This window comes from Clostridium sp. (assembly GCF_051650885.1).
Taxonomy (GTDB): domain Bacteria; phylum Bacillota; class Clostridia; order Clostridiales; family Clostridiaceae; genus Clostridium.
On record NZ_JBOFRG010000215.1, the window covers coordinates 32,624 to 46,537 of the forward strand.

Annotated in this window: 13 protein-coding genes; 7 read left to right on the forward strand and 6 right to left on the reverse strand. The window is 29.1% G+C overall.

Annotation, left to right across the window (positions count from 1 at the left end; translation table 11 throughout):
• Positions 1-17: 17 nt before the first annotated feature.
• The 5 genes from aroF (at position 18) to ACRC28_RS10455 (ending at position 5,713) form a co-directional block, all read left to right on the forward strand.
• The gene (gene aroF, locus ACRC28_RS10435; protein ID WP_438543387.1) at positions 18-1,037 is read left to right on the forward strand and encodes a 3-deoxy-7-phosphoheptulonate synthase; all 1,020 of its coding nucleotides are present in this window, start codon (positions 18-20) and stop codon (positions 1,035-1,037) included.
• 26 nt (positions 1,038-1,063) lie between these two features.
• Positions 1,064-1,897, forward strand: coding sequence for a prephenate dehydrogenase (locus ACRC28_RS10440; protein WP_438543388.1), 834 nt, complete (start codon positions 1,064-1,066; stop codon positions 1,895-1,897).
• 205 nt (positions 1,898-2,102) lie between these two features.
• Positions 2,103-4,811 (forward strand): sigma 54-interacting transcriptional regulator, encoded by a 2,709-nt coding sequence (locus ACRC28_RS10445; RefSeq protein ID WP_438543389.1) that lies wholly within the window; start codon positions 2,103-2,105, stop codon positions 4,809-4,811.
• Positions 4,812-5,027: 216 nt separating this feature from the next.
• Positions 5,028-5,330: a PTS sugar transporter subunit IIB gene (locus ACRC28_RS10450; protein WP_438543390.1), complete on the forward strand. Its 303-nt coding sequence runs from the start codon at positions 5,028-5,030 to the stop codon at positions 5,328-5,330.
• Between the two features lie 77 nt (positions 5,331-5,407).
• Positions 5,408-5,713 carry a PTS lactose/cellobiose transporter subunit IIA gene (locus ACRC28_RS10455; RefSeq protein WP_438543391.1) on the forward strand — a complete coding sequence of 102 codons (306 nt, stop codon included), beginning with the start codon at positions 5,408-5,410 and terminating at the stop codon, positions 5,711-5,713.
• Between the two features lie 62 nt (positions 5,714-5,775).
• Here the strand turns inward: ACRC28_RS10455 and ACRC28_RS10460 are convergent, their stop codons facing one another.
• Positions 5,776-6,324: a class IV adenylate cyclase gene (locus tag ACRC28_RS10460; protein ID WP_438543392.1), complete on the reverse strand. Its 549-nt coding sequence runs from the start codon at positions 6,322-6,324 to the stop codon at positions 5,776-5,778.
• 130 nt (positions 6,325-6,454) lie between these two features.
• Between ACRC28_RS10460 and ACRC28_RS10465 the strand changes: the two genes are divergently transcribed.
• Positions 6,455-7,492, forward strand: a complete 1,038-nt coding sequence (locus ACRC28_RS10465; RefSeq protein ID WP_438543393.1) for a nucleoid-associated protein — start codon at positions 6,455-6,457, stop codon at positions 7,490-7,492.
• Positions 7,493-7,524: 32 nt separating this feature from the next.
• Here ACRC28_RS10465 and ACRC28_RS10470 read toward each other — a convergent pair whose 3' ends face one another.
• Positions 7,525-8,418 (reverse strand): TetR/AcrR family transcriptional regulator, encoded by an 894-nt coding sequence (locus ACRC28_RS10470; RefSeq protein WP_438543394.1) that lies wholly within the window; start codon positions 8,416-8,418, stop codon positions 7,525-7,527.
• Positions 8,419-8,681: 263 nt separating this feature from the next.
• On the opposite strand from ACRC28_RS10470, the gene ACRC28_RS10475 reads away from it, so the two are divergent.
• Positions 8,682-10,088 carry an MDR family MFS transporter gene (locus ACRC28_RS10475; protein WP_438543395.1) on the forward strand — a complete coding sequence of 469 codons (1,407 nt, stop codon included), beginning with the start codon at positions 8,682-8,684 and terminating at the stop codon, positions 10,086-10,088.
• A gap of 48 nt (positions 10,089-10,136) precedes the next feature.
• Here the strand turns inward: ACRC28_RS10475 and argF are convergent, their stop codons facing one another.
• From argF to argJ, 4 genes are all read right to left on the reverse strand, one after another.
• Positions 10,137-11,060 (reverse strand): ornithine carbamoyltransferase, encoded by a 924-nt coding sequence (gene argF, locus ACRC28_RS10480; protein WP_438543396.1) that lies wholly within the window; start codon positions 11,058-11,060, stop codon positions 10,137-10,139.
• A gap of 19 nt (positions 11,061-11,079) precedes the next feature.
• A complete protein-coding gene (locus ACRC28_RS10485; protein WP_438543397.1) occupies positions 11,080-12,234 on the reverse strand; it encodes an aspartate aminotransferase family protein in 1,155 nt (384 codons plus the stop codon).
• Positions 12,235-12,248: 14 nt separating this feature from the next.
• Positions 12,249-13,106 carry an acetylglutamate kinase gene (argB, locus tag ACRC28_RS10490; protein ID WP_438543398.1) on the reverse strand — a complete coding sequence of 286 codons (858 nt, stop codon included), beginning with the start codon at positions 13,104-13,106 and terminating at the stop codon, positions 12,249-12,251.
• A 15-nt stretch (positions 13,107-13,121) separates the two neighbouring features.
• A partial coding sequence (gene argJ, locus ACRC28_RS10495; RefSeq protein ID WP_438543399.1) for a bifunctional ornithine acetyltransferase/N-acetylglutamate synthase occupies positions 13,122-13,914 on the reverse strand: 793 nt, incomplete at its 5' end.

The window sequence follows — 13,914 nt, forward strand, 5'->3', positions numbered from 1 at the left end:
CTAGGAGGAAAAATAAGATGATAGTAGTAATGAATCCAAAAAGTAAAAAAGAAAATATAGATAAAGTGAAAAATTGTATAAGAAATAATGGTTTAGAGGTGCATGAATCAACTGGGGAAAATTATTTAATATTAGGAGTTGTAGGAAGTTGTGAAAAGTTAGATTCAAATAAACTTTTAAGAATAGATGGAGTTGAAAAAGTATTAAAGGTACAACAACCATTTAAAAAAGCAAATAGATTATTTAAGCCAGAAGACACAATTGTTGATGTTTTAGGTAGAAAAATAGGTGGTGGAAACCTAGGAATAATGGCAGGTCCTTGTTCTGTTGAAAGTGAAGAACAAATTATAGAAATTGCAAAAGATATAAAAAAATATGGTGGAAATTTCTTAAGAGGTGGAGCATTTAAACCAAGAACATCACCATATAGCTTCCAAGGATTAGAACTTGAAGGGTTAGAGCTTCTAAAGAAAGCAAAAGCTGTAACAGGGCTTCCTATAGTTACAGAAATAATGTCTACAGACTATATAGACCAATTTGTAGATAATGTTGATGTAATTCAAGTTGGAGCAAGAAATATGCAAAACTTTGACCTTTTAAAGCAATTAGGTAAAACAAATAAACCTATTCTTTTAAAGAGAGGATTATCAGCAACTATTGAAGAATGGATAATGTCAGCTGAATATATTATGGCTGGTGGAAATGAAAATGTAATTCTTTGTGAGAGAGGAATAAGAACATTTGAAACTTACACTAGAAATACATTAGATTTAAGTGCAATTCCAGTTGCAAAAAGACTTACACACTTACCAATTATAGTTGACCCAAGTCACGCAGCAGGATACTGGTACTTAGTAGAACCACTTGCAAAAGCAGCAATAATGGCAGGAGCTGATGGACTTATGATAGAAGTTCATAATGATCCAGAAAATGCTTTAAGTGATGGACAACAATCAATAAAGCCAGAAAACTTTAAAACATTAATGGAAAAAATAAGAGCGTGTGCAGAGTTTGAAGGTAAAGAAATAATATTATAATTTTTCATAAAATAAAGGGGTAGAAAATGAAAATTTTAATTGTGGGACTCGGGGTTATAGGAGCAGCATTTGCAAAAGGGTTTAAAGAGTGCGGTCTTAAAGATGTATATGGAATTGACAAATCTTTAGATACTTTAGAAAAGGCAAAAGAATTAGGAATTATAAAAGAAGGATATACAGATGGAAAAAATATAATAGAAGAATGTGATATTATAATCCTTTGTATTTATCCAAAGCTTGTACTAAACTTTATTTTAGAAAATAAAAATAAGTTTAAGGAAGGCAGTATAATAACTGATGTTACGGGAATTAAAGAATTATTTATAGAGGATATTCTTAAGGTATTACCAAAGAGGGTAGATTTTGTTTTTGGGCACCCAATGGCTGGAAGAGAAAAAAGAGGAATAGACTTTTCATCTCATGAAGTTTTTAAGGGTGCAAATTATATAATCACTCCAATTGATATTAATAAAGAAGAGAATATAGAAAAGATAGAAAGTTTAGTAATAAAATTAGGGTTTAAAAAAATAAAAAGAATAACACCAAGCTATCATGATAAGATGATTGCATTTACAAGTCAGCTTCCTCATGCACTTGCAGTAGCACTTATAAACAGTGATGAAGAAAATCGTGATACAGGAGCATTTATAGGAGATAGTTATAGAGATTTAACTAGAATTGCAAATATAAATGAAGAGCTTTGGAGTGAACTTTTTTTAGGAAATAAGAAAAATCTTTTAGATTCTATAATAAATTTTGAGAGTGAACTTTGTTCAATAAAAAAAGCAATAGTGGATGAGGATAAAGAAAAATTAATGGAAATTTTCAAAAAATCATCTATTAGAAGAGAGAAGTTATAGAATAAAATAATTTAGAAATAGCTAGAATTTAATTTCTGGCTATTTTTTTATATAGAATTAGATAAATGTGAAAGATTACATAAGGAAAATAAAAAATAAATTTATGAAAAGAGTATAAAATAGAGTATATATGTTAAATAAAGTGTGTAAAATAGTGTATAATTATAAATAGATTACAGAGAGAATTATAGTATGGAGGCGGAATATGAAGAGAATAGACCAAGTGTTAGAAGGGCTGATAAAATTAAGTGGTGAAGAAAAACGTGGAATATCAGCAATTGAGCTTAGTAAGGCTATGAATCTAGATAGAGCAACTATAAGCAGATATTTAAATGATTTATTTAAAGAAAATAGAGTAACTAAAATAGAAGGAAGACCTGTTTTATATAAAGAAGTAATTATGGAAAAAGATGAAGAAGAAGTTAGTGTTGATTTAGAAAAAAACTGTTTAGATTCATTAGTAGGAGCAGAAGAATCTCTTCAAGTACCTATACAACAAGCAAAGGCAGCTATCTTTTATCCACCAAATGGACTTCATACATTAATACTTGGAGAAACCGGGGTAGGGAAATCAATGTTTGCTGAGGCTATGTATGGATTCGCAAAAGAATCTAAAACATTAAATGAAGACTCGCCTTTTGTAAGATTTAACTGTGCAGATTATTCAGAGAATCCACAGCTTCTTATTTCACAAATATTTGGAGTTAAAAAGGGTGCATTTACTGGGGCTGATAAAGATAGAGATGGACTTTTAAAGCAAGCAGATGGTGGAATTATATTTTTAGATGAGATACACAGATTATCCCCACAAGGACAGGAAATGTTATTTACATTTATAGATAAAGGAAGCTTTAGACCTCTTGGAGAAAGCGAAAAAGAAATAAGTGTAAAGGTTCAAATAATTGCAGCAACAACGGAAGAGCCTAAATCATATCTTTTAAAGACTTTTACAAGAAGAATTCCTATGACAATAACACTTCCACCTTTAAAGGAAAGAACTTTAAAAGAAAGATATAAATTATTAGAAGAATTTATAAAAAATGAATCTCTTAGACTTTCAAATGAAATTTACTTTGATAAGAATGCATTAATATCTTTTTTACTTTATGACTGTACTAATAATATAGGACAACTTAAAAGTGATATTCAACTGTCTTGTGCAAAGGCATTCTTAAACTTTAAGTCAAAAAGCAAAAATGTAATTATAATAGAGCAACAGGATTTACAGAACAATGTAAAACGTGGAATTATGAAGCTTAAAGACCATAGAAGTGAGATTGATGAGTTATTTAAGAATTTAAGTGATGTTATTTCCTTTTCATATAAAGAAAAAAATACAAAAGCATATGCTTTAGAAGAAGCAGTAAGAAAAAATGATATTGAGTACTTTTATAACATAATAGAAGAAAAGGTAGACTCATTAAAAAAAGAAGGTTTAGATGAAGAGCATATCAAAGATATTTTAAATGTGGATATAGATTCGTATTTTAACAAGTATATGAATACATTTAAGAGTAGTTTTAGAAAAGCTGAAATATTAAAAATTGCAGATGAAAAAGTTCTTGATATAGTAGAAAAAGGACTTGAGTATGCAAGTGAAAAGTTAGATAGAGAGTATGATGAAAAGATTTATTATGGACTAGCACTTCATATGCAAGGAAGTATAGAAAGAATAAAAAATGGAAATAGAATTTATCATCCTAAATTAAATTATATAAAATCAAAGTTTAAAGATGAATTTATGATAGCAATGGACATCGCAAAGATGGTAGAAGATGCATTTTTAATAGATGTTACTTTAGATGAAATAGGTTATATAACTATGTTCTTAAACTCAAATGTACATGAAGGCAATAAGGATTTAGAAAAAACTGTTGGAGTACTTATAATAATGCATGGAAATTCAACGGCAACAAGTATGGCAGAGGTTGCAAATACTTTAATTGGGGAAGATTATATAGAAGCATTAGATATGCCACTTACAATGAAAGCAGAAGAGATGCTTGAAAGAGTAAAACTGAAAATTAGAGATATTGATAAAGGAAAAGGGGTAATAATCTTAGCTGATATGGGTTCACTAGTTAATTTTGGAGGAATCTTAAAAGAAGAGATTGGTGTAGATATCAGAACTATAGATATGGTTAGTACATTAACAGCTATTGATGTTGGAAGAAAGGCTTTATGTGGAAGAGATATAGATTCTATATACAGGTCTTGTAGAAATATACAGGTTTATTCTTATGAAGATAGTGTAAAGGGAATAAGAAAAGAATTAGCAATTGTAACCACTTGCTTTACAGGAGAAGGTTCGGCAGAAAGACTTAGAGATGTAATTGAAGAAAAGATATATATAAAAGATAGAGTAAGAATTATTCCAATAGATATTTTAGACAAGGATAGGTTCTTTAGTAATATTGAAGAATTAAAGAAAGATTATACAATAATATCTGTAGTTGGAGCTGTAAATATGTATGTAGAAGGAATACCTTTTATTTCAGCAGTTGAAGTATTTACAGAAGAGGGTATGGCTAGATTAAACTCATTAGTAAGTGAAGAAATACAGTATGACCATATTGGGGAAACTTTAAAATCACAACTTTCAGAAATTGATTCATATAGATTAGTTGAAGAGATAAAGAGTTGTTTAGTTCAAATAGAAGGTAATCTAGGAACAAAAATATATTCAGATGTTAAACTAGGAATTTTAATGCATATTTGTTTTCTTGTAGATAAGCTTAAGAAAAATGGAAAGGAAACTCCATTTGTAGGATTAAATGAATATAGAGATGCCCATAGCAAGGAATTTATTCTTGTAAAGGGAGCATTTAAAAGAATTGAGCTAGAATATGAAATTAATGTTGGAGATAATGAGATTGCATATGTTGTTCGAATGATTTTGAATAATAAAATGTAAGTGTGTTTAAAATAAGGTAGTGTGTAAATGGAAAATTACACTCTACCTTATTTGCATATATAATTGATAAATGGCTAATTTGCTAGGTTGAGAGAGGGTTTAATATTAAAAAATGAATATTTTAAAACTTGGCATGGAAGTTGCTTATGTATATAGATATACAAAAGAAAGATATAAGAATTAAATGTTTAATTCTTAAACGAGGAGGAAATAAAAATGAAAAATATATTATTAGTATGTTCAGCAGGTATGTCAACAAGTCTTTTAGTTACAAAAATGGAAGCAGCAGCAAAGGATAAGGGTATCGAGTGTCATATCGAAGCATTAGCAGAAGCAGATGCACACAAAAAATTAGGAGAAGTTGATGTACTATTATTAGGACCTCAAGTTAGATTCTTATTATCAAAATTCAAAAAAGAAGCTCCAGCAGAATTACCAATCGAAGTAATCGATACTGTAGCTTACGGAACTATGAATGGTGCTAAAGTTTTAGACAGAGCACTACAATTAATAGGTTAGTCTTTAAATTAAGTGGAGCCTAATGACTCCACTTTTAAAATGTAATAAATAAATGATTTTGAAAAGAGGTAGAGGATATGGAAGAAATAATTATGAATTTAATCATGTATAGTGGAGAAGCTAGAAGTTACGCTATGGAAGCTATGCAAGCAGCAAAAGATGGAAATGTAAATGAAGCTAGAGAATTATTAGGGAAAGCTACTGCTCAATTAACAGAAGCTCACCACTCACAAACTAAATTAATACAAGGTGAAGCAGCAGGAAACAAAACTGAAGTTTCATTATTATTAGTACATGCACAAGATCACTTAATGACTACAATGACATTAAAAGATATTGCAGCTGAAATCATTGACATTAGAGAAGAATTATTAAAAAAATAAACTATTAGATAAATAATAGGTAAGTATATAAATCATAAAAAAGAGAGGGCAACCTCTCTTTTTTATTTCATTTTATTATTAAATTTAGATATAAGATTATAAATAGTATCAGAAGTAGTATCATTCATAGAATAACCTAATAAAGAAACTATTTTTTCAAGATTTTCTTCAGAATCTGTTTCAATTTCAATATAAGGAAAAGGACAAAAAGCCGTATCATTTATATCAATTTCAACTAAGCCACCTTCTAAAGCATAACTTTCTCTATATTTTTTTATGCTTTGTGTTAATTTTAAACCAAGAGCTTTAAAAATTCCTTCAGCCATTACTTTATTATCAACTATAACTTCATTTTCTTCCATAACTTTAAACTTGCCTTGTGATAAAAGTTTTTTTGTAGTCATAAAAATAACTTCTTTTTTATTTAATTCATCAAAAACAGTTCTAATTCTAGCATAACCTTTTTCATTTAGTAGTCTGCTATCTTCAAAATCATAAAGGTCGTTTATTTGATTTTCTACTTTCACCTTTTTAGCATTAAGAAGGGAAAGTTTATTTCTTAATTCGCTAACATTTATATCTATAATTCTAGTTTCTAATTCTTTAGCCATAATGTAACTCCTTTAGTATGTTTAATATTAATTTAATTATAGCAGAAAGTATAATTAGGGTAAAAAAAGAATAATTAAACTCAAAGATATGATAAAATATAGAATAGATGATTTGGAGGTAGAAATTTTTATGGAATATATTAGTGAAGTAAATGTAAATGAAGCAATTATACATATTTTAGATACAGCAGGAAGTGAACCTATATTAAATGAATATGCACTAGATTTAACAGAGGATATATATAAATTTGTTTTTAAACATATAGAGAAATGCTTAAAAGATGAAGAGCTTAAATATGCAGTATTTAATCCTGAGAGAAGTATAGTAAAAGAAGTATGTCAGGATTATTTAAATGGAATAGACCATAATTTAATTAATTTATCTAAAGAACTTGCAATGCAGATGTTTGCTATAATGAATGGAAATACAAATATTCCGTCATGTGATTTAATAATTGCATCAATAGTTACAGATAAAGGACCTATGATAGGGATACTTAAGATGGATTATGTAAAGAATTTTACACATCAAGTAGAGTTTGTTGAAGAAAAAATAGGAATAGAAATAGTGCCACAGTCTGCAGGACTTCCAGGTAGCTCGCAAAAAATTCAAAAAGCAGCATTTATTAAGCCTATAAGAGAAGGTGAAGCTTATAATCTTATGGTTTTAGATAAACAGAAAAAAGGAAAAAATAATGAAGAATATGGAGCAAATTATTTTATAAATAATTTCTTGGGATGCTCAGTTATAGACAATGAAAGAGATATGACAAAAAACTTTGTAAATGCTACAGAGGAGTGGACTAGACAAAATTTTAGTGAAGAGCCTTTAAAAGCAATGGAAATTCGTGATGCAGTAAAAAGAAAATTAAGGGATGAAGAAGTAATTAGAATAGATGAATTTTCACAAGAAGTGTTTAAAGAAGATAAAGAGGCAGTACAAAAGTTTAGTGGCATATTTAAAGAGCAAGGAATAGAGGAAGTCGAGATAGATAAGACTTGGGCTGAAAAGAAGCTTAAGAGAGTAAGGCTTAAGATTGACAATAAAATTGACCTTTATTTAGAAGAGGAAGATTACTTAGACAAAGGGAAGTTTGAAGTAACAAGAAATGGTGATGGAACAGTTAATATGACAATAAAATTTGTAACTAATTACATAGAAAAGTAAAAAAATTAAGAGGGTGTATCCTCTTAATTTTTTTATATGCCTAATTTAATATATAGACTTTTTAAAAGTAAAATTTCATGCTCAATATCAATATTTTTTGAAAGATATAAAAATAGTGAGTCAATAAGGAATCTTCTTGGAGCAGGTTTTTGTATTTCATTAGTAAGCTCTATAGTAGCTTCTAAAATATCTTTTTTTAAACAAGGGTCTGTAACAATTTCAAGCTTATTTTCAATTTTCTTTAAAGCTTTTTGCCATTCCTCAAACAGTAATGTACGATCAAAGGTAAGTTCTTCATCAAAGGATTCAAAAAGATCAGAAGGAACTAAAGGCGTATCATCAATATGACAGTCGATAAGCGCTTTTATTGCCTTTACTAAAAATTTTGAAATATCATTGAAATTTATTGCAATAGTTTCTCGGACTATAAAAATATAATTAAATTCTTTAATTATTCCCATTGTTGCAAAAACTATATCTAGAAGAATTGGCTTTATAGCAGGGCCAAAAGCATCTAGTAAAAGCTTTTTATACCATTTAATAATAAAGCTTCTATTTTCTAATATAATAGATTCAAATTTAGGGTTCTTTAAAAGATTTTGATTTTCATAAATCATTATAGAAAAATTTCTTTTTTTATAAAGATGCTCAAAGAAGATGGTTAATTTTTTTTCAAGAGTTAAAGAACCATCCTTATTTAGTTCTAAATCAACATTTTCAATAGCAATGAAAGTTTGTTTATTTACATATTTAATTATACTTATCAAGATATCTTCCTTAGATTTGAAGATTTTGTAAATTGTAGCTTTAGAGATATTGCAAAATGTAGCAATGTCTTGAACTGATATTTGAGAAAATCCCTTTTCAGAAAAAAGATGTATAGAGGCATTAATTATATCTATTTTTTTATCATGTAGTTTTTCCATAAAATAACCTTCTTTTCAATTGAGTGTAAGTATTACCTAGAGATAGGTTAATAATTATTTTCAATTATAGTATCTTATAAAATTAAAGTCAAACAAAGTAGGAATAGAAGAAATATAAAATGTGCAAAATAAGATATAAAACATTGTTAACATATCATTCATTGACTATAAAGGGTTTTAGAAATATAATTTTAATTAAGAACTGAAAAGTTTTTTATAAAACTAAAGAGTTTTCAAAGGAGAACAAAGGATAAGGTGATTTTATGGAACAAGGAGCAAAAAAACAGTATAATAGTATACTTATATCTGCAGTAATGCTACTAGGAGCATTCATAGCATTTTTAAATAGTACGTTTATGAATGTAGCAATACCAGATATTATGAAAGAATTACATATTAGTGTTTCAACAGCACAATGGCTAAGTACAGGATATATGTTAGTACTTGGAGTTATGATCCCATTTACAGCATTTTTAATTGATAAGTTTAAAACTAAAACTTTATATTTAATGGCAATGGGACTTTTTACAATCGGAACAGTTATAGGAGCAACTGCTACAACATTTGATACTCTTTTAATAGCAAGACTTTTACAAGCAGCAGGTGCAGGGGTATTAATGCCACTTATGCAAACAGTATTCCTTATAATTTTCCCAATAGAAAAAAGAGGATTAGCAATGGGAGTGGTAGGACTTGTTATAGCATTCGCTCCAGCAATAGGGCCAACACTTTCAGGATGGATAATAAATAGTTACCCATGGAGAGATTTATTCTATGTAACATTACCTTTTGCAATAATAGATTTTGTTCTTGCAATATTCTTATTAAAAAATGTTACAGACAACAAAAAGGTAAAGTTAGATATTATATCAGCAATAACTTGTATACTAGGTTTTGGAGGATTACTATTAGGATTTAGTAATGCAGGAAATGATTCATGGAGCAGCAGACAAGTTTATATTCCACTTATAATAGGTGTAGTTGGAATTGCAATATTTGTGTGGAGACAGCTTACAATGGAAAAACCAATGCTTGACTTAAGAGTGTTCAAAAGCAAGACATTTACTTTTTCAACTATAATAGTAATGATAGTATATGCAGGACTTATTTCATCAGAGCTTATAATACCAATGTATTTACAAAATGGTAGAGGATATTCAGCATTTGATGCAGGGCTTGCATTAATGCCGGGTGCTATAGTAATGGGAGTAATGAATCCTATTACAGGTAAATTATTTGATAAAATAGGCCCAAGATTATTAGCAATAATAGGACTTATATTATTTACAGGTGGAACTTTTGCATTTTCATTCTTAACTACAACAACTCATATTTGGTATATTACAGGAATGTATGCAGTAAGATTACTTGGAATGTCAATGTTCTTAATGCCACTTACAACTTCAGGATTAAATACATTAGAGAGAAAATATTATGCACATGGAAATGCTGCAAATAATACAATGAGACAAATCGCTGGAGCTATAGGAACATCAATATTAATTACAGTAATGACAAAGTCAGCTTCTTCATCAGGACTTAAAAATCCATTAGATGCAACTATTCATGGAATGAATACATCATTCTTCTGGGCAGGCGTTCTTGGAGTAATTGGATTAATTATTGCAATAGTAGTAGTAAAGAAAAAAGAAAAGCCAGTAGTGGCATAATGAAAATAAAGCATGGAAACTTTTGTGTTCCATGCTTTTCTTATGTGATTATTTTTTTAAAAGACTAACTAAAACAGCTTTTTGAGCATGTAGTCTATTTTCAGCTTCATCAAAAATTGAATTTGTATGTGCTTCAAAAACTTCAGAAGAAATTTCCTCTTCTCTATGTGCAGGAAGACAGTGAAGAACTATTGCATCTTTTTTAGCTAAAGACATAAGAGTATTATTTAAGCAAAAGCCTTCAAAATCTTTAATTCTTTTTTTGCTTTCGGACTCTTGTCCCATACTTGCCCATACATCAGTTATAACTACATCAGCATTTTTTATTGCATCTGTTGGACTTAGAGTTAAATTGAAAGTAGTATTATTACTTTCAGAAATTTTCTTTCCAAGGGATATATAATCTTCTCTTAAAGTATAATCTTTAGGCGAAGCAATAGAAAAATTCATTCCTACTTTAAGACAGCCAACCATAAGAGAATTCGCCATATTATTTCCATCACCAATGTAGCAAACCTTTAAGCCTTCAAAAGAATTTTTATATTCACGAATAGTCATTAAATCAGCTAAAACCTGACATGGATGCTCATCATCAGTAAGACCATTTATAATAGGAATAGAAGAATATTTAGCTAAAGTCTCGACTTCTTTTTGTTCAAAAGTTCTAATCATAATCCCATCAAGATATCTAGATAAAACTCTAGAAGTATCACAAATAGGTTCACCACGACCAATTTGTAAGTCAGAGCTGCTTAAAAATAGTGGATGTCCTCCAAGTTGATACATACCAACCTCAAAGGATACACGAGTTCTAGTTGATGCTTTTTCAAAAATCATTCCAAGAGATTTTCCTTTTAGATGTTCATGAGGTATTCCATGTTTTTGCTCATATTTTAATTGGTCTGCTAAATTTAAAATATCTAAAATTTCTTCTTTAGATAAATCATTCATTTTAAGTAAATCTTTTTTCATATATAAAGCCCCCTTATATTTAATTATTTTTTAAGGTGTTAATAAGGATATCAAGTCCTTTTTCTAAAACAACCTTTTTTATAGTAAGTGGAGGTAAAAGTCTTATAACGTTTGGTCCTGCTGTTAAAACTACTAAGCCTTTATCTAAAAGAAGCTTTTGAAGTTTAGAACTAGAATCCTTAATTTCGATTCCAATTATTAGGCCTCTTCCACGTACTTCATGAATTATACCATTATTTATAGAGTTAAGTTTAGAAAATATTAATTCACTATTTTCTTTTATAGATGTAGTGGAGTTATAAAGTTTATCTAAAACAATTAAACTTCCAGCACAAGAAACAGGGTTTCCACCAAAGGTTGATCCATGGTCAGATGGTTTAAATACATCCTTTAGCTTTTCATCACATAAAGTTGCACCAATAGGAAGTCCACCTCCTAATCCTTTAGCAGTAGTAACTATATTTGGATTAAGATTGAAATGCTCATATGAGAATAGAGTTCCTGTTCTATAGATTCCGCATTGAACCTCATCAAATATAGTTAAAATATCCTTTTCAGCACAAATTTTAAAAACTTCCTTTAAGTAATCTTCATCTAAAGGATGAACACCACCTTCGCCTTGGATTGTTTCCATCATAATAGCACATACATCAGAAGTTAAGTTTTCTAACAAGTCTTTTATAGAATTTGCCTTAACATATTTAAAACCATTAGGAAAAGGATAGAAGTAATTATGAAACTTTTCTTGTCCTGTCGCTTTTAAAGTTGTTAGGGTTCTTCCGTGGAAAGAAGAATAAAGAGTAATTATAGTCCCACGAGTTTTTGTTTTATATTTTTCAAAGCTATATTTACGAGCTAGTTTAATTGCACATTCATTAGCTTCAGCACCAGAGTTTGAAAAAAATACTTTACTCATATTAGCTTTTATTACTAAATCTTCTGCTAAAGCTAATGCAGGTTTATTTAAAAAGATATTAGAGATATGAGGAAGAAGAGAAGCTTGAGTAGATATAGCATTAACATAAGCTTCATCACCATAACCAATAGAATTTACTCCAATACCACTTGTAAAATCAATATACTCATTTCCATCTTCATCATAAAGAAAAGAATCCTTTCCTTTTACGAAGATTTTATCTAAGGGTGCATAGGTATTCATTAAAAAATTATCCATAAAAAAACCTCCTATTAATAAATCATAGTTCCAATTCCATCATCAGAAAAAATTTCAAGCAACAAAGAGTGTTTTATTCTTCCATCTAATATATGGGCTTTTTTTACACCCATACGAATAGCTTCAACACAACATTCAATCTTAGGAATCATTCCACCTTTAATGATTTTATCACTATAAAGCTTTGGAATTTCATGAAGTCTAAGTTTTGAAATAAGAGTGCTAGAATCCTTTGGGTTCACTAAAACACCAGGAACATCAGTAAGTAAAATTAGCTTTTCAGCTTTAAGTGCAGAAGCGATTTTTGATGCACAAGTATCAGCATTAATGTTATATATATGGTTTGCAGATTCATCAATTCCAACACTACCTACAACAGGAATATATCCAGATTTTAAACTCATAGATAAGATTTCTGTATCAATAGAAGTGATTTCACCAACAAAGCCTAAATCCGTGGAAGATTGTAATTTTTTTGCCTTAATTAATCCACCATCCATACCACAAAGACCAATGGCTTTTCCACCAAATTTTAATAAAAGAGAAACCAAATCTTTATTAACGCTTCCACCTAAAACCATTTGAACTATGTTTATAGTTTCAGAGTCAGTGAACCTAAGACCATCTATAAATTTCGATTTTATATTTAATTTTTCTAAGAATGATGAAATATAAGGGCCACCTCCATGAACCACAACAATATTAAAGCCTACACATTTCATTAAAATAATATCATTGATGACAGTTTCACGAAGTTCTTCACTTATCATTGCATTTCCACCATACTTTACAACAATAGTTTTTCCGCTATATTCTTGAATATAAGGAAGTGCTCTAACTAAAATTTCTGCTTTATAATCAGAATCAAACAAAGTTAATACACCTCCTTAAGACCTATAATCACCATTGATTTTTACATAATCATAGCTTAAATCACAGCCAAAACATGTGGTAGAATAATCACCATTATGCATATCAATAATAATTTCTATAACATCACTACTTAAAATTTCTTTAGCTTTCACTTCATCGAAAGCTAGAGAAACACCTTTTTCAAAAACTGAAATTTCTCCAACAGAACTTTTAAAAGATAAATTTAATTTATCAGGATTAAAGTAAATTCCAGCATATCCAAGAGCACAAAGAACCCTACCAAAGTTAGCATCGCTACCAAACATAGCAGTTTTTACAAGGCTTGAATTTATAACACTTTTAGAAAAGGTTACAGCATCAGTAGTAGAAGGGGCAGAATTTACAGTACATTCTATAAGCTTTGTAGCACCTTCGCCATCACTAGCAATTCTTTTAGCTTGAAGCAAGTTTAGCTTATTTAAGGCAGATAAAAATATTTTATAATCTTTATCTTCTTCAATGATTTCTTTATTTTTACTTAAACCATTAGCTAAAATTATAACCATATCATTAGTGCTAGTATCACCATCTACAGAAACACGATTATAAGAAACATCAGTACTTTCTTTTAAAGCTTTTTTTAGAAGTTTATGAGAAATATTTATATCAGTAGTTATAAAAGAAAGCATAGTTCCCATATTAGGTTCAATCATTCCAGAACCCTTTGAGATACATCCAATAGAACAAGTAGTGTTATCAGAAAGAGTAAAGGAAATAGCACATTCTTTTAATTTTGTATCAGTAGTCATAATAGCAGTAGCTGCATCT